Annotated in this window: 16 protein-coding genes; 12 read left to right on the top strand and 4 right to left on the bottom strand. The window is 52.2% G+C overall.

Annotation, left to right across the window (positions count from 1 at the left end):
- Positions 1 to 28 precede the first annotated feature (28 nt).
- From ACR9FF_RS29695 to ACR9FF_RS29685, 3 genes are all read left to right on the top strand, one after another.
- Positions 29 to 826, top strand: a complete 798-nt coding sequence (locus tag ACR9FF_RS29695) for a lipase family protein (protein WP_435167772.1) — start codon at positions 29 to 31, stop codon at positions 824 to 826.
- A gap of 91 nt (positions 827 to 917) precedes the next feature.
- Entirely contained in the window at positions 918 to 1238 is a 321-nt protein-coding gene (locus tag ACR9FF_RS29690; protein ID WP_127494906.1) for a MazG nucleotide pyrophosphohydrolase domain-containing protein, read from the top strand.
- Positions 1239 to 1251: 13 nt separating this feature from the next.
- Positions 1252 to 1833 carry a TIGR00730 family Rossman fold protein gene (locus tag ACR9FF_RS29685; protein ID WP_435167769.1) on the top strand — a complete coding sequence of 194 codons (582 nt, stop codon included), beginning with the start codon at positions 1252 to 1254 and terminating at the stop codon, positions 1831 to 1833.
- Between the two features lie 389 nt (positions 1834 to 2222).
- Here the strand turns inward: ACR9FF_RS29685 and ACR9FF_RS29680 are convergent, their stop codons facing one another.
- The 4 genes from ACR9FF_RS29680 to ACR9FF_RS29665 form a co-directional block, all read right to left on the bottom strand.
- A complete protein-coding gene (locus tag ACR9FF_RS29680) occupies positions 2223 to 3236 on the bottom strand; it encodes a bifunctional glycosyltransferase family 2/GtrA family protein (RefSeq protein ID WP_248756516.1) in 1014 nt (337 codons plus the stop codon).
- Positions 3237 to 3254: 18 nt separating this feature from the next.
- Complete coding sequence (locus tag ACR9FF_RS29675; RefSeq protein ID WP_435167765.1) at positions 3255 to 4283, bottom strand: phosphodiester glycosidase family protein; 1029 nt, start codon at positions 4281 to 4283, stop codon at positions 3255 to 3257.
- Between the two features lie 1090 nt (positions 4284 to 5373).
- Positions 5374 to 6672, bottom strand: coding sequence for a sensor histidine kinase (locus ACR9FF_RS29670; RefSeq protein WP_201002880.1), 1299 nt, complete (start codon positions 6670 to 6672; stop codon positions 5374 to 5376).
- Entirely contained in the window at positions 6672 to 7349 is a 678-nt protein-coding gene (locus tag ACR9FF_RS29665; RefSeq protein ID WP_201002878.1) for a response regulator transcription factor, read from the bottom strand. Before ACR9FF_RS29665 ends, ACR9FF_RS29670 begins: the two co-directional genes overlap by 1 nt.
- Positions 7350 to 7545: 196 nt before the next feature.
- Here ACR9FF_RS29665 and ACR9FF_RS29660 point away from each other — a divergent pair, with 196 nt between their 5' ends.
- The 9 genes from ACR9FF_RS29660 (at position 7546) to ACR9FF_RS29620 (ending at position 17294) form a co-directional block, all read left to right on the top strand.
- Entirely contained in the window at positions 7546 to 8286 is a 741-nt protein-coding gene (locus ACR9FF_RS29660) for a polyphosphate polymerase domain-containing protein (protein ID WP_435167761.1), read from the top strand.
- On the top strand, positions 8283 to 8963 hold the full coding sequence (locus tag ACR9FF_RS29655; RefSeq protein WP_201002874.1) for a DUF4956 domain-containing protein: 681 nt from the start codon (positions 8283 to 8285) through the stop codon (positions 8961 to 8963). Before ACR9FF_RS29660 ends, ACR9FF_RS29655 begins: the two co-directional genes overlap by 4 nt.
- 33 nt (positions 8964 to 8996) lie before the next feature.
- The gene (locus ACR9FF_RS29650; RefSeq protein ID WP_435167758.1) at positions 8997 to 10829 is read left to right on the top strand and encodes a carbohydrate-binding domain-containing protein; all 1833 of its coding nucleotides are present in this window, start codon (positions 8997 to 8999) and stop codon (positions 10827 to 10829) included.
- 161 nt (positions 10830 to 10990) lie between these two features.
- Positions 10991 to 12229 carry a glycosyltransferase family 4 protein gene (locus tag ACR9FF_RS29645; protein WP_435167755.1) on the top strand — a complete coding sequence of 413 codons (1239 nt, stop codon included), beginning with the start codon at positions 10991 to 10993 and terminating at the stop codon, positions 12227 to 12229.
- A gap of 66 nt (positions 12230 to 12295) precedes the next feature.
- Positions 12296 to 12940, top strand: a complete 645-nt coding sequence (locus tag ACR9FF_RS29640) for a GntR family transcriptional regulator (RefSeq protein WP_435167752.1) — start codon at positions 12296 to 12298, stop codon at positions 12938 to 12940.
- 155 nt (positions 12941 to 13095) lie between these two features.
- Positions 13096 to 13884, top strand: a complete 789-nt coding sequence (locus ACR9FF_RS29635) for an SDR family NAD(P)-dependent oxidoreductase (protein WP_435167749.1) — start codon at positions 13096 to 13098, stop codon at positions 13882 to 13884.
- A gap of 52 nt (positions 13885 to 13936) precedes the next feature.
- Complete coding sequence (locus tag ACR9FF_RS29630; protein ID WP_435167746.1) at positions 13937 to 14692, top strand: SDR family NAD(P)-dependent oxidoreductase; 756 nt, start codon at positions 13937 to 13939, stop codon at positions 14690 to 14692.
- 171 nt (positions 14693 to 14863) lie between these two features.
- Positions 14864 to 16750, top strand: coding sequence for an FtsX-like permease family protein (locus ACR9FF_RS29625; RefSeq protein ID WP_435167743.1), 1887 nt, complete (start codon positions 14864 to 14866; stop codon positions 16748 to 16750).
- Positions 16751 to 16808: 58 nt separating this feature from the next.
- Positions 16809 to 17294, top strand: coding sequence for a MerR family transcriptional regulator (locus ACR9FF_RS29620; RefSeq protein WP_127494924.1), 486 nt, complete (start codon positions 16809 to 16811; stop codon positions 17292 to 17294).
- The last annotated feature ends 96 nt before the right edge of the window (positions 17295 to 17390 follow it).

The raw sequence follows: 17390 nt of genomic DNA, 5'->3' as shown, positions 1-17390 counted from the left end.
ATATTCGCAGGTATAGGGAGCTGACCGAATGAGCAATACGATTAGTATGGAGAAGCTGATAGACTGGGGGCATTTTGTTAAGGTTGCTTACGAGATGTACGCGCAGAATCATCTGTCGCCGGTAAAGCCTGCGGACTTTCCGGCGGGCTGGGAGCTGGTGGCCAATCTGACGATGACGCCGCATCTCGAAAAGATGCAGGAAAGGGAATTCGGAGGCTTTATTGCGAGATCCGCGGACAATCCGCTGCAGCAGGCGGTGGTAATTCGCGGAACGGAAAGTCCGCTCGACTGGCTGTCGGATTTCGAGTTCATACTCGAGACGTTCCATGAAGTGACGGATGGCGGCAAGACGGAGCAAGGATTTACGAATCTATACCGCAGCATGATGGTGGAATACGCGGACGCGAGTATTCCTTCCGAGACGCTGATGGCGTCCATCGATGCGCTGCCGCAAGGTACAAGGCTTCTTGTAACCGGACATAGTCTAGGCAGCTCGCTAGCTACGCTCCATGCCTTTCTCGCCGGAAGCAAAAACGTGGATGTCGAGCTCATAACCTTCGCTTCCCCTCGCGTTGGCGACAAGAGCTTTGTCGAAGCCTTCCAACGGATGAACATTCCGAATACCCGCATTTTCAATAAGCCGGATATCGTGCCGCAGGTACCGGTGGAGATCGCCGGTTACCGTCATCTCGAGCCGGGACTCGAGATTAACTCCGCCTTATACCCAATTAAGCATTCCATCCCTTGTTATCATGCGTTAAGCACCTACCTGTACGTAATGGGAGATACGGAAGCTAATATTTCGAAATGCAAAACCACTCCGTAAGGAGCAGAAAAGAAGGAACACCTTACTTTAAGAGGTGTCCCTTTTTTGTTTATAATAGATTGAACAACAGGAGCAGGGGAGAATAGTCGTCATGAAGGAACAGGAATTTCAACAGTGGATTCAAGACTTTTACAAAGAGCGCGGCTGGTCGGGTTACGGTCCGTTTGAGCGGATGGCTTTCCTGACGGAGGAAGTTGGCGAGACGGCCAGAGTGGTAAGGACGATCGAGATTGGACGGGACCGCCCGGATGAAGCTGCCCAGCCCGCCGAAGTGCTGAAGCAGGAATTGATCGAGGAGCTTGGGGACGTATTGGCGAATGTCTATATTCTTGCGGGGATCTACGATCTTTCCATAGAGGAAGTTCTGAGAGCACATAAAGACAAGCTAAGCAAGCGCTACAGCAAAGAATAGCAGGGGGATTATCATGAACAAAATTTGTGTATTTGCCGGCTCCAATGCCGGAGTAAGTCCGGAGTACGGACAAGCGGCAACTCAATTGGGGCAACTGATGGCTGCCAAAGGAATGGAATTGGTCTATGGCGGCTCCCGAATCGGCCTGATGGGGCTTGTAGCCGATGCGGTGCTGGCTAACGGTGGCCATGTAACCGGAGTGATGCCGCGCGGCTTGTTCATCGGCGAGATGGCGCATAAAGGTCTGACGGAGTTTATTGAAGTAGGGAACATGCATGAGCGGAAAGCCCTGATGTCCGAGCTGTCCGACGGCTATATTGCGCTGCCTGGCGGGCTTGGAACCTTCGAGGAATTGTTCGAGGTGGCAAGCTGGGCGCAGCTTGGCATCCATAAGAAGCCGGTTGGCATTCTGAACGTGAAGGGCTTCTACCAGCCGATCGCCGAAATGCTGAAGCAGACGGTCTCGGCGGGCTTTATGCGGGATACGAATCTGGAGCTTATGCTCTTTGAAGAAAGTCCGTCCGTTCTGCTGGACCGCATGGCCGCATACACGGCTCCGGAACAGGCGAATAAATGGGCGGAGCTTCCGAAATAAACGAGATTTGCCGTTTGTAGACAGGCCTCGGACCCAGCAAGGAGCCGGTACCCCGAAGGGGCGAGGAGCTTCTATTCCTATCAAAGTAGAGCTACATTGGATATCGATTTTGTCGCAGCGCAAGGCGAAGAACTAGAATAAGGCTGTCCCAAGTCCACTTTGATGGAGACTTTGGGACAGCCTTATTATTTTTTACCGTACGTTGGATTGCCTACAGTAAAATCCGGATAAAAGTAAAGGATTCCTGATCTATGTTGGATTCATTCCAGTAAAAAGGTCTAGAATAAGCCGCTATTACACCAATTGCATTAATTATGCTGCAGATAATCCAATGTAGATTGAGATGTCGGTAATAATGCTCCGTTACGCTGTACGGAATCCAATGTAGCTCAATATACGAACTTCCTTTGGACGAGATAGCTGAAGGCGAACAAGAAGACCTCCGTCATCAGCTTGGCAATAAACAGCGGGATTCCGATGCTCTCGTGGAACAGATACAGGAGGGCGTAGTTGGCTACCAGTATGACGACCACAAGAGAGAAATACCGGGGAAGCGACTTTTGCACCGATATCCCTTGTCCATCGTTAAACACATAGCGGCGGTTCATCGTAAAGTTGAAGATTGAACTGATAACCCTTGCTCCGATAACCGATGCGAGCAGGCTTCCCGTCATCCACTGCAGGAGGAACAGCAGCACGAAATCGACAACCGCTGAGAAGCCCGATGAGGTGACGAACTTCAGGAACGGGAAATAGATTTTGGCCGAATCCGCAAGCGGTCGGAAGTGGGAGGATTTGTTGTTCTCCAGATAAACCGTCTCGATGGGCACCTCTACAAAATCATAGCCGGCTTTAGGCGCCTCCAGCAGCATATTCATCTCGTACTCGAACCGTTCGCCCGGCACTTGGCACAGCCAGTCGAGCATCTCGGAGGAGTAGCCGCGCAGGCCGGTCTGCGTATCTTGAATCGGCTTCCCCGTTGCTAGAGCATAGACCATCCGGGTCGCCGAATTGCCAAAGCGGCTGCGCAGCGGCACTTTGCCGGTAAACTGCCGGCTTCCGAGTACGATGTGATTCCGGTTTTTGCGCACGGCATCGGTAATTCTAAGGATATCCTCCGGAAGATGCTGCCCGTCGCTGTCGGCGCAGATTACACCGTCCGTGCCGCCATGCTGCCGAACATAATCGAAGCCGGTCTTGAGCGCGCAGCCCTTGCCCTGGTTAACGGGATGCCGGAGTACCGTGCAGCCTGCCTCGGCGGCTGAATCAAAGATCGGCTTGTATTGCTCGCCGCTCCCGTCATCGACAATCAGGATGGAGGCGCCTTCGGTCTCTTCTTTCAGATGATGAATAAGCGTGAGCAGTCTTTCGTCCGGCTCGTATGAGGGGATCAGTATAGTCATTGGTTATGGCCTCCATTCTTAAGATTGCGGAATATAGATAATGTCGCTTACGCCGCGTTCATTGCCTTTGCCAAGCGGGTTGTTCACGACGCGTCCCATGAAATATATCGTGGACGAGCCGCCGCCGTCGAGGTTGTAGGCTTCCGTCGCCCCAAGCTCCTTGAACAGGTCTGCGAATTCCGTCAGCGTCATGCCGCGGCTGTAGCCGGTGCTTCGTCCGTCAACGACAACAAATACGTAATGGTTCGCGGAGATCATTCCGATGCCGGTCCGCGGGTTCGAGTTCTGAATCGAGCGGTTGCCGAAGTTTTTATCGATCTCCACATGGCTGAAGTCGCCGGCGATTTCGCCGTCTGTAACGAGGGCCGGGCCAAAGGAAAAGGCGTTTGTCACTCCTTGCGCGAGCAGGTCGTCGGTTGAGGTTTCTTCTTCGTCGTAAGACTTCATCGTGCCGTCGTTAAACATGGCCAGGCCAATACGAGCCGGTTCGTCCCGGTAAACGGTGCCGTTGCGGATAACAACCCCGTCGCTGCGGAAGCCGTAGTAATCGCCGTTAATGGCGAACACCGCATTGTTGTTGGCAGCAATGGTCGAGGTGTTCTGTGTGATGTTGGTGCCGAAGGAATCCTTGGCAAAAGCGGCAAGCAGGTTCGTTTTGCTGTTAAACGTGACGTCGGCGACATAGTAAGTGATCATGTCCGAACCGGAGCCGGTCTCCACCTTCTTGATGCTGATCGTCTCGTTGTCATCCTTGTAATTCCAGTCGTCGTATTCGGCATCCGAGGACGTCGTTGCGGAGGCAGTGGTGCCGCTGCTTGTGCCGGAGTCCGGGGTCGAGTTAGAGCTGGTTCCGGAGCCAGAGCCAGAGCCAGAGCTGATGCCGGTGTCGGTCCCCTGCGTGATGGATGTGTTAGACGTCACCTTCACCTCGACATGCTCGATCAGATAACGGTCGGCAAGCTTGTACAGAATGGCTGCTACGATAAGCAGAATAACCGCTATAGTGGTAAGAATTTTGGATTTGCGCGTGCGGAAAATAGTAACCAACTCCTTAGCAGGCATCTTGCCTGAACGTTATGGAGTTATCTTAGAGCGGCAACCTTTAGTCAAACTTAAATAAGGAGGAGGGGGATATGAGGGAGGATTACTTCTTTGCAAGGCGGAGAGGGAGCAGGGGTATCCCCTTCGGTCGCTGTTGCCGGCAGGAAATTTGGATTGGAATCCGCTTTAGCTGATATTTCCCGCCGGCAAAGGCGAACGCTGCGCTCCTCAGGGAATACCCCAGCCCCTTTACTCCGCCTGCTGCTCAAAGATCCTCCCTCATATTAGGGAGGGGGGACAGGAGTGACAGGACATATTCTAACGAAACGTCGTATCGCTATTTGATCAAAAACGAGAGTTTTGCGGATCTAACGAAACGTCATATCTCTATTTGACAGATTAGGGGCACAGAAGTGGGTCGAAGCAGGGAATAGCGATACGTAGTTTCATTAGAAATTCTGGGTAGCCCATTTGGGGCAAATAAGAATATGTAGTTTCGTTAGCGGCACGGACCTGCTCGGAGTAGTTGCGGAGTACGGCGATAATGAGGGCAGGGACGGGAAGTAGAGGTTAGTTAAAAAATAAGCTGCAAATGTGCAGGTTATTGAGGGGGAAGTGGCGCAGTTTGATCATTCTGATGCAAAAGTGCAGGTAAATAGTCTCGTATAGGCCTCATAGGTGGGGACACAGCGGATTTACCTGTACTTTTGCAGTACGTTGATTGTTAGGCCGGACTAGCAGGGAGTTGTCATGTACTTTTGCATTTTGGAGTGACTGAAGAGGGGCTGCGTGTATATTGGTGGCAGAACGATCATGCTGATGCGGAGTTTCTAAGTAGATCTAAGGGGGAGCGAATCCATGGTGACGTCACTGGCGGGCAGCCGAGGTTACTGGCGGGATGGTCTGCGGAGAGAAGACAGACTGGTGGAGCCGGTGAAAGAATGGTTAAGGGGAACTGGTGGAGGACTAGGTTAATGGAGAGAGGTTGGTAAGGGTGCCTGCCAAGGGTAACTCGAGTGATGGTGAGTGTCCGCTTGTCAGGCCTCCAAACGCCAAAAAACAGCCGCGCAGTTGAACTCTGCACGGCCGCTTCAATCTAGTGACGTTCAACCGGGAGCTGAACGGAGAACGAGGTGGTCTCGCCCGGCACGCTTCTCGCGTGAATTTTTCCTTTGTGCTGCTCGACGATCGCTTTGGCGATGGCGAGGCCAAGGCCGTAGCCCCCGTGTTTGCGGGAGCGGGAGGCGTCGGCACGGTAAAAGCGGTCGAAGATTTTGCCCAGATGCTCGGGCGGGATCCCTTCACCGGAGTTGGTGACGTTCAGGACCACTTCGCTGCCGTGTTTTTTCAGCGTAAGGTCGATCTTGCCCTTTGCATTGGTATACTTGATGGCGTTATCCAGCAGAATCAGCGTTACCTGCTTCATTTGCTCCACGTTGCCGTTGATGGACAGCTCCGGCGAGATATCGTAGCTGAGCGCAATGTCCTTCTCGAAGATGACCGCTTCGAGCGTTAGAATAACGCTTTCCACCGCCTCGCTTAAGTTGAACGGAGCGAAAATCACATTTTCGCGCGCATCGTCCATCTGGGTCAGGTACAGCAGATCGCTTGTCAGCGTCCGCATGCGCTCCGTCTCCGACTTGATATGATGCAGCCACTTCTCCTGATTGCGGATGAGGTCATCGTTGTTGGACAGCAGCACATCCGCATTCGTATTAATAACGGCGAGCGGCGTCCGCAGCTCATGGGAAGCGTCCGCGATGAAGCGCTTCTGCTTATCGAAGGCTTCTTTGACGGGAGCAATCGAACGGTTCGCGAAGTAACGGCTCGTGAAATAGATGACGATAAGCATAATGAAGCCTACGGCAAGGAACGTGTACAGAAGCGTCATCAAGAACTGATGCTGATTCGTGACATCCAGGAAGACGACCGAATAACCGTCCATAACCTGCTGCACGTCATAAGCCCAGCGGTTGCCGTCGAGATTAAACTCGCCGCGGTCCGAATCGCCCGATGAGGCGGCTTTAATGGCAAGCGTGTAGAAATCGCTGTCCATATCGAAGCGGGAATCCGTATTCGTTATATTCCAGTCGGCATCCGTCGTTAGCGCAAAAGATACCGAACGCTCCGGCGGCGGACCGGCCTTCATTTTGCCATCGGGAACCATCATATCCCCGCGTCCATGGCCGTCACGGCCACCGCCGCCGCTGTACTTGCCGCCCTCGGGACCTTCCTGCTTGCGGTAAAACTCCGATATTTGAATAAGATCCTCGTTCATCGTCTTGCGGTTATTCTGATAGGTAATCGTATAAATGGAAGAAAAGGCCAGAATCATAATAAAGCTGATGATCACCATATTAACGATTAGAAACCGGTTGCGCAGCCGATTAAACATCAGGAGGTCGCCTCCAGTACGTAACCAACGCCCCGTATCGTGTTAATTTTCACGGCGGATTGCAGGAACACAAGCTTCTTCCTTAAGAAAGAAATATAGACCTCCACGTTGTTGTGCTCCACGTCCGAATCGAATCCCCATAGCTTCTCGATAATCTGCTCTTTGGAAGTAACCGCGGACTTCCTTACGATAAGAAGCTCCATCAATTCGCTTTCCTTCAGAATCAGCTTCAGCTCCTTCCCTTTGCACATCAGCTTCAGGTTGGAGGTATTGAGCTCGATATCTCCGTACTTCAAGCCGTCCTCCGGAACAACCTCGCCCCTTCTTCGCAGTGCGGCCCTGATTCGCGCCAGCAGCTCGCCGGTCGAGAATGGCTTGGCTACGTAATCGTCCGCTCCGTAATCCAGCCCGGTAATCTTATCGTTTATTTCTCCCTTGGCGGTAAGCATGATCACCGGGGCTGCGATTCCTTCCTCCCGAAGCTTCTTCAGCACCGTAATTCCGTCCATTTCCGGAAGCATGATATCCAGGAGCAGCAGATCATAGATGCCGCATAAAGCGTTATCCAATCCCGATTGACCGTCATGCGCGACGTCCACGGAGTAATTATTCTTTTTCAAAATCTGAGATAAAGCGTCGGCTAGGTTGACCTCGTCTTCCACAATCAGTATTCGCATGAAGCATTCCTCTTTTCGTTAGCGCTATCTTTGTAAACTTATTATAAGTAGGCAACCTTTAATCAATCTTAACTTTGCGCAAGCCCCGATTCCAGCTGAATTTACATTTACAAACATTTAAGATTCATTAAAGGTTGCCCTTCTAAGATACAGACATGAACACGCGGCATGCCAAAACGGAAAGGAGCCTGAACCTATGGCTATTGAGGTGTTTAACCGTTACGAAAGCAAGTATTTAATGGACAGCCTGTCCTTTGACGAGATTTATAGCCGGCTGCTTGATTATATGGAGCTCGACGAATACAACAAGAACGATCAATTCTACTCCATAAGCAATCTGTATTTCGATACCGACCAGCATTCCATTATCCGCAACAGTCTGGCGAAGCCGAAATACAGGGAAAAGCTCAGACTGAGGGCTTACGGGGTTCCGAAGCCGGATGCCAAGGTGTACTTAGAGCTGAAGAAAAAAGTATGCGGCCTGGTGAACAAGCGTAGAACGGGATTAACGCTGGATGAGGCGTATGAATTCGTACGCACGGGAATTGAGCCTGAACCAAAGCCTTATATGAACAAGCAGGTGATTCAGGAGATCAAATATTTTCTCGGGAGGTATGAGCTGCAGCCCAAGGTGTATCTGGCTTACGATCGGATTGCGATGTTTTGCAAAAACAACCGGGATCTGCGAATCACCTTCGATACGAATATCCGCTCTAGACGTTACGATCTGAAGCTGGAAGCCGGCGATCACGGGGAATTGCTGATGGCGAAGGGCCAATGGCTGATGGAAGTAAAAGCCGAGAAGACCGTGCCGGTCTGGCTCGCCCAGCTGCTGTCCGAGCTTGGCATGTTCCGGACGGGCTTTTCGAAATACGGCAACGAATACCGCATGAATATCCGACACGAAGAACGAATAAAGGAGCGCCTTTTATTATGATCGATTCCCTGTTCTCCACAACGGCATCCGTGACCGAGCTAACCTTCGGCCAAGCGATGCTGACGCTGTTATTATCCTTTGCGCTTGGCGCGATGATCAGCTTTACCTATATGAAAACACAGTCCGTCTATACCCAGAACTTTGCCCTAACGATGATCGTCCTGCCGACGATTGTCGCGATTATTATCCTGCTGATTGGCAGCAATATCGCCCGCGCGTTCAGCTTGGCCGGCGCATTCTCCATTATCCGGTTCCGAAGCGCGCCCGGCGATCCGAAGGATATCGCTTTTGTCCTGTTCACGATGGCTTCCGGCCTTGCCTGCGGCGTTGGGGCTTACGGCTACGCGGTGCTGTTTACGATTGTGCTGTGTCTCCTGATGTTCCTGCTGAAAGCCGTGAAGTTCGGCTCGAAGTCTTCCGCGCAGAAGCTGCTTAAGGTAACGATTCCGGAAAATCTGAGCTATGAAGAAGCTTTTGCCGAAGTCTTCAACATCTACAACGTGCAATACGAGCTGAAAAAAGTAAGAACAACCGAGCTTGGCAGCTTGTACGAGCTTGTCTATGCCGTCACGCTGGAGCCTTCCCTGAATCAGAAGGAGCTGCTGGACGCCATCCGCTGCCGGAACGGCAACCTCGATATTTCCTTAACGATGGCTCCAACCGGAGCAGAAGCTTAAATCCATCCATTTACTTAGAGAGGAAGAGAAACGATGAACAATAAAAAGAGATTAAGCAAATTGGCTTTTATTTTATTATGCGCGGCGGCTTTGTCGGCATGCAATAGCCAGACGAACGCGGGAACCAATACGACGGGCAGCACGGGTTCAGCCAATACTGGCGAAGCGGCGGCAGCCGTCCAGACGGCAACCTATCAATTAGATGACACCGTTGAATATGACGAGGATGATGCGTATACCGATTGGAGCGCGACGGATGCTACAAACATCACTTTGAGCGGAACAAGCGCTACCATTGATGGCTCCGGCGCGGAAGCGAAGGATGGCATCATTACGATTACGGCTGCAGGAACCTATGTAGCCAGCGGCAAGCTGGACGAAGGCCAGATTGTCGTGAATGTAGCGGATAAAGGCGTAGTTCGTCTGGTCCTGAACGGGGCGGAGATCCATTACAGCAAGAGCGCCCCGATTTATGTGGAGGAAGCGGGCAAGCTGATCCTGTCCCTGCCGGAAGGCACCAATAATATCGTATCCGACGGAACGGACTATGTCTTCCCGGATTCGGAAACGGATGAGCCTAATGCGGCTATCTTCAGCAAGGACGATATGACGATTAACGGCACGGGCAAGCTGACCGTGCAAGGCAACTACAACAACGGGATTGCGAGCAAGGATAAGCTGAAAATTACCGGAGGAACGTTTGACATTCAAGCGGCGGACGATGCCGTAATGGGACGCGACCTTGTGGCGGTGAAGGATGGAAACTTCACGCTGAATGCTGCCGGCCACGGTATCAAGACAACGAATGATACGGAAGGCGAAGAAGGAATCATTGTGCTGCAGGGAGGCACGTATAACATCCAGTCCGGCAAGGATGGCTTGCACAGCACGGGCGGATTGTCCATCTCCGAAGGAGATTTGACCATAGCAGCCGGCGATGACGGCATCCATGCCGAGACGGCTTTAGAGATTGCGGGCGGCAATATCGATATTACGAAGAGCTACGAGGGTCTCGAAGCAACCGATATTACCATTGCAGGCGGCGACATCAAGCTGGCGGCGAGCGACGATGGCGTGAATGCGGCAACGGGCGCGGACAGCTCCGGCGGCGAAGGCGCAGCTCCAGGCGGCGGTCAACAGGCAAGCGGGGCTTCGGAAGGCCTTCTCACCATCAGCGGCGGCAGCCTGTATGTGGACGCGAACGGCGATGGTCTTGACGCAAATGGTTCGATTGTCATGACGGGCGGCACCGTTATGGTGAACGGGCCGACCGAGAACAACAACGGCGCGCTGGACTATGACGGCATCTTCAACATGACAGGCGGCACGCTTGTTGCGGCCGGCAGCTCCGGCATGGTGCAGGCCGCATCGGACAGCTCGACGCAAGCCGGCATTCTGATGCTGTTCCCTCAGACTCAGCAAGCGGGTACGCTAGTTCACCTGGAAGACGAGTCGGGCAAAACGATTGCTACTTATGCACCGACGAAAAACTATCAGGCGGTCTACATCAGTACGCCGGATCTGGTTAAAGACGCTTCCTACACCATCTACTCGGGCGGCAAGTCGACGGGGACGCCAACCAATGGTCTTTACGCGGACGGTGAATACAGCGGCGGAACCAAAGTGGTATCCTTCACGGCTTCCTCCCTCATCACGTGGGTCAATGAATCAGGCGTTACGGAGGCTCAAAGCGGATTTGGCGGCGGTATGGGCGGCGGACGCGGCGGTCATGGAGGCATGGGCGGCGGCGGAGCCCGGGGCATGGGCGGTCAAATGCCTCAGGACGGCGCCGCTCCACCGGACGGCACAGCACCGGACGGCACAGCCCCTCAGGATGCTCCCGCAGCAACAACAACCGCACAATAACGATTATAAGGGGCGCCCACCGGGCGCCTCTTCGTTTTTGACCGAAATCTGCCGTGTTTCCTTTGATTTCGGCCTGTTCATATGCTTCGGACCAGGTTTTAGAGGCGGAATTATTAACATATATTTAACCGATTATAAGACGGGAATATCGGGGTGCAAATATGCAAGAACGGAAAAGCTTTTATTTGCTGGCGCCATGCCTGACGGATTCGCTGCTTACGAAGGATATCGGCATCCTTCCTTACCTGATGCAGAAATACAGAGGCTATAAGGCGGTCTATGTCACCTACCTTCCAAACGGCGGGAAGCCTTTATGGCCGTCATTGTCCAGCTTCGAGGAGGAGATAGAGCTCGAATACATCGAGCCGTCGTTTTCTTACCATCTGGACCGGGCAATGGATACGATTTTCGGGGCGAACTTGCGTGATTGCCGCGATGACCTAGCTCGGTATATAGGGTGTAATGCGACAAAAATCGACGTTTTATACCTTTTTGGTTTTTATCCGTTTTACTACGAAGCGGCGGCGAAATATAAGGAATTAAACCCTTACGGCACGATTTATTTGAAGCTGGACGCCAATATCATTTGGTTGAACAAAACGCCAATGACGGATGATTTCCGACGTTTTCTGAGTCATTGCGACGTAATCAGCAGCGAGACGCTTGCTCCTTACATTTCGGATAAATGGTCGGTGCCGGTGCATCACATCCCTAACGGCTATTACTTCTTCGGCAAGGAGCCGAAGCTGCCCGTGGCGTTCGAGGAGAAGTCGGATTATATCCTGACCGTCGGACGGCTTGGCATACCGGAGAAGGCCACGCATGTGCTGCTTGAAGCCTTCCGGCTGGCGGAGCCTTATATTCCGGCGAGCTGGAAGCTTGTGCTGGTAGGCAAGGTCGAGGATTCCTTCCAGCCGTATCTCTATTCGTATATGGCGAATTATCCGTGGCTTGCGGACCGGATGATTCTGACGGGTTTTGTACAGGATAAGGAGACTTTGCATCAATGGTACCGGAAATCCAAAATTTTCGCCCTGCCTTCAAATGTTGAAGCTTACGCTCATGTGCTTGCGGAAGCCAAAATACACGGCTGTTATTTGCTCGCTTCGGATATTGCATGCTGCCGGGACGCCGCCACGAAGCAGGAGGACCGAAGCATCCACTTGGATGATTGGAACAAGCAGGTAAATTTGCATCTGGCGTACGGCTCGCTGCATGCGGTCGGGTACAGCGCCGGCCTCGCCCAGCGGATGATCGAAATATGCCATGCGAAGGACCGGCTGCGGGAGGCATCGGCGGGTACGCAGAGGGACGCGGCTGAGCATTTCGACTGGGTGAAAATATGCGGCCGACTGGATGATCTGCTGCGGAGCAGCAGGACGGAGCGAACGGCATATTGATTTTGCCCGCTTAATTTGGGATAACTAGGAGAGGAGCTTTATTAGACAGACGGGGAGATATCCATTATGTTCAATTTTTACGAAGTATCGGATTCGCAGTTCGGGGAGTCCTTGCCGCAGCAAATCTATAGACATATCTTGAAAAAAATTATCGGCAAAGAGCTGAATGCCGGAGATAAAATCGTCGAAGAGGAAATCGCCAAGGAGCTTAATACAAGCCGGGCGCCTGTCCGGGAAGCGTTGTATTTGCTGCAGGTTGAAGGAATCGTGGAGCGCCTTCCGCGGCGCGGGACGATCGTGAAGCCTTTTACCCAAGCCGAGATTGAAGACTACAATACGTTAATGGCGGAGCTTCTTCGCGTTGCCGTTATGTACGGGCAGCAGAAATGGGCGCCTGAATACAAGGAAATGCTGAAGCAATACGCCGCGGATGCGGATACTGCCTGCGAGCAGGGCAATGTGCGGGAATACGGAATGAAGGCGGAGCGGGTGCTGCGGCATGTGGTGACTGTGGCGGGCAACGTTGCGTTGTCGAAGTTTTACGAGAAAGCGAGCCTGATTCTGAACATCTTCGTAGAAGTGAAATGGAGCGAGCAAAAGATCAAGGAATTCCACGCTCCGTTTCAGCGGTTTGCCGCGTCCATTCTGGCATCGGAATACGAACAAGCGCAGACGTCGATTTACGAATTCCTGCAGGCAGGAATTAAATAAAAAAAGGGAATTGGAGTTAATGGAAGAGCTTTTTAGGTTAAATTGTCGACAATCGACAAAACAATCTGTTAAGATAGATTTGTAAGCAGCTTTAGCAAGGGAAGCAAGAGTTGCTGCAAGAATCGTAATGCATTTCTTTCAAGGAGTGATCGGTTATGCAAAAATTTGATTTTACGGATAAAGTGGCGATCGTGACGGGTGCAGGCGGAGGTATTGGCCGCGCAGCATCGCTTGCTCTTGCCGGGAACGGCGCAAAGGTTGTTGTCGTTGACCTGTCGGAGGAAGCCGGGAACGAGACGGTTAAGCAAGTCCAAGCAAACGGCGGAGAAGCCGTATTTATAAAAGCAGACGTAACCAAGGAAGAAGATATTCAAGGTTATGTGGCTCAAACAGTCGAGAAGTTCGGAAAAATCGATATTTTCCTCAACAACGCCGGCTGGGAAGGCAAAATTGTTCCTTTGGTCGAGTATCCAACCGAAGCGTTTGACCGCTTGATGGCGATTAACGTCCGCGGCGTATTCCTTGGACTCAAGCATGTGCTTCCGCAAATGGTCGCTCAGAAGAGCGGCGCAATCGTTAATACCGCATCCGGAGCAGGGCTCTTGGCAACGCCTAACATGGTGGCCTACGGCGCGAGCAAGCATGCGGTGCTTGGCATGACCAAGACGGCCGGCGTTGAGGCGGCTCCTTACGGCGTACGCGTGAACGCGGTATGTCCGGGTGTTGTGAATACGCAAATGATGCGTTCGATCGAGAGCGGCTTTGGCAAGGGCAATCACGAAGCGGCTGAAGCGGCAAGGCAGCAAATGGCGAATACAACGCCGGACGGCCGTTATGCCGAAGCGGAAGAGATCGCCAATCTGATGATGTATCTCGTATCCGACCTCTCCACGCATATTGTTGGACAAGAATTCGTGATCGACGGCGGATCGATTTTGATCTAATCGCGGCTGTTACCATTCATACAACTAATTCATAGCAAAGGGGATATTTATCATGGCAGAACTGGACGGCAAAGTTATTATTATCACTGGCGGAGCAAGCGGGATCGGCAAGCAAGCGGCTTTGCAGCTGTCGGCTAAAGGCGCATCGCTTGTCATTGCGGACTATAACCTGGATGGCGCGAATGCGGTTGTCGCAGAGCTAGAATCGGCTGGCGGCAAAGCGGCGGCCTTTAAGGTTGACGTATCGAAAGGCGAAGAAGTGAAAGCACTCGTTGATTTCGCGGTAGAGAAATTCGGCACATTGAACGGGATTTTCAACAATGCAGGCATTGGCCTTGTGAAGCCTTTCCTCGAGATGGATCCGGAATCGTATCACCGCGTAATTGACGTCGACCAGCATAGCGTTTACTACGGCATGTATTACGGCGCGAAAAAAATGGTTGAGCTGGGCGCAACCGGTACAATCGTGAACACCGCATCGATCTACGGCACAGCGGCCGCAATGGGCAGCTTCAACTATAACGCTGCTAAAGCCGCTGTTGTGATGATGTCCAAATCCGGCGCGCTCGAGCTCGCCGAATACGGCATCCGCGTTGTAGGCGTTGCCCCGGGCTTTATCAACACGCCGATTCTCGGCAACGACGAGGCGATGAAATCGGCGCTTGGCGCTCTGCATATGCGCGGTCAGCTGATTCAGCCCGAGAAAGTGGCAAGCGTGGTAACGTTCTTGTTCTCCGAAGGAGCAAGCGCGATTAACGGTCAAACCATTCCGGTGGACGACGGCTTCCTCAGCTTCAAAACAAAATAATCGGCTCCAATGGTTGCTGCCCTTCAAGGGCAGCAACCATTTTTTATTTCGGCGCCTTCCGGAAGTACAAGCTGAACCTTTCAATAATGTAAGGAAACGTAAGGTTAATCGATAGCAGCCTGATTCCCTCCTTTGTTACGATGAGATCAAATCAACAGGGAGGGCTTATTTATGAGCTTGCGACGGTTCGCTTTCAATAACGTAATCCGCAACCGGAGGATTTACGCGGGGTATTTTCTAAGCAGCGCGTTTTCGGTTATGGTGTTTTTCGTCTATTCGATATTTGCTTTTCATCCGGGACTTGCCGATGGCGCGATTCACATTAACGTGTCTACTGCTATGCATTTCGCGGAATCGGTCATTTACGTATTCTCGTTTTTCTTCGTGCTCTACTCGATGGGATCATTCCTGAAGACGCGCAAAAAGGAGTTCGGCATCCTCATCATGCACGGGATGACGAGTATGCAGCTGCGCAGCCTTGTGTTTATGGAAAATATCGTGATCGGCTTTGGCGCGACGGTGGCGGGTATTGTAATCGGTTTTGGCTTCGCCCAACTCATCCTTATGTCAGCCAAGCAGCTGCTTAGCCTAGATGCGGCGCTGCCGTTTTATTTTCCAACGAAGGCGATTGTGCTGACCGGAGCGGCTTTTATGGCGTTGTTCCTGCTTATCTCGTTATTTACGGTGACCGTGCTTCGGAACAACTCGCTTATTGATCTGCTTAAGGGTTCGAACAAGCCGAAGCCGGAGCCGAAGGCATCCGCGCTGCTGTCCTGGATTGCGCTGCTCTTGATTGTTGGCGGTTATGCCGCAGCGCTGGTGGCCAAGGGGATGGTCGTCTTTTACGCAATGATACCGGTGACGGTTGTCGTTATTATCGGTACGTATTTCCTGTTCACGCAGCTGAGCGTGTATACCGTTCATAAAGGCCGCAAGAGCCGTTCGATTTTCTGGCGGAAAACAAACATCGTCCTGTTATCGGATCTTGCTTACCGGATGAAGGATAACGCAAGAACGTTCTTTATGGTGGCGATTTTGTCGACGGTGGCATTCTCCGCGATTGGCTCGTTGTTCGGCTTCAAATCGATGTATACAGATGTGATTCGCAGTGATAATCCGTTCGCCATGAAGTACACCTCGTACGACAAGCCTTCCGAGCAGGACGTTGCGATGATTGAACAGACGCTGAAGGATGCGGGGCTGTCCCATCAATCCTATGCGCTCACCATTAAAAATGTGGAGACAAAGGACGGCAAGCGAATTTCCGTCGTGCCGCAATCCGCCTTTAACGCGCTCGTAACGGCAGCCAAAGGGACGAAGGCGGATGTACAAGGCGATGAAGCGGCTATTGTCCACTACAACGGCACGATGATGGGAGCACCGCAGCCGGAGTTGACGCCGGTTACGCTGAAGGAAACGGGGCTTACGCTAAAGCCCGTGCAGACGATTGATACGCCGGCTATTCAGGCAGGACCCGACTATTACGTGGTGCCCGACGAACGGTTTGAGCAGATGAAAAAGTCGGAGAGCGTCATTTACCAATACGCCTTTGACGTATCGGGCTCGCATGAAGCGCTGAAAAAGGCGGGAGAAGAGATTGACGGCAAGCTTGGCAAAACCGATAACTGGTTTATGGGCGTGGATTACGCGCTGTACCAGCAGGACCAGATTTTTGGCGTTGTCCTGTTCGTCGGATTTTTTATCGGCATCGTATTTTTCGTGGGAGCGGGCAGCTTCTTGTATTTCCGCCTGTATACCGACCTTGGCGAAGATAAACGGAAGTTCCAGGCGATCCACAAGATTGGGCTTACGGACCGCGAGCTGTCAGCGATTCTGACGAAGCAGCTGATGATCCTGTTCTTTGCCCCGATCTTGGTGGCCGTCATTCATGGAGCGGTTGCCCTTGCGGCGATGCAAAATATGTTCGAGTACAATATGATGAAGCCGTCGCTGACGGTGCTTGGATCATTCGTTGTTATTCAGCTTGTCTATTTCCTCATTATCCGAACCAAATATATTTCTAATGTAAAATCGGCTTGGGGGTTGCACCTTACGTAACGTTATGTTTTACAATAGAGCTACCGGTATGAAGCTAGCGTCCACGAAAGGACTGAGCATGAACAATCTTTGGAAAGTTGGAGACCTCGCCAGAATGACGGGGTTAACGGTCAGAACCTTGCGCTTCTACGATCAGATCGGATTATTCTCGCCTTCTGGACAGACCGATTCCGGTCACCGGCTGTACGACGAATCCGATCTGTCCCGCCTGCATCAGATTCTGACGCTCAAGGAGCTGGGCTTATCGCTGGAGGAAATTAAGGAGACCTTATCCGCCAAGCAGATCAGTCCGCTGGAGATGGTGACGCTGCAGAAGCAGCGGATCAAAGAGCAGATAAGGCGGCAGCAGAAGCTGCTTGAACAGCTGGAGCATGCCTCCAAGCTGCTCATCGGCAAGAAGGGCTTGACCGTGGATGACTTTACGGGTCTTCTGCAGGCGATGAAGATGGAATTCGAGAAGCCCGTGCTTGAGCGGCGAGCCAGCTGGGAGCAGCACCTGGACAGGCTGGGCAGCCTGCTTGAGCAGGGGGAAGACGAGCCGTAATCGAAGGGACTATGCTTACGAAGCATGAATTGCTTCGCAATTCATTAAGTTTATGCTTACGAAGCATGAATTGCTTCGCAATTCATTAAGTTTATG

This window comes from Paenibacillus glycanilyticus, from assembly GCF_051200795.1.
Classification (GTDB): domain Bacteria; phylum Bacillota; class Bacilli; order Paenibacillales; family Paenibacillaceae; genus Pristimantibacillus; species Pristimantibacillus glycanilyticus.
Note: the sequence above shows the minus strand (reverse complement) of the source record. Positions and strands in the feature narration are given on the sequence as shown.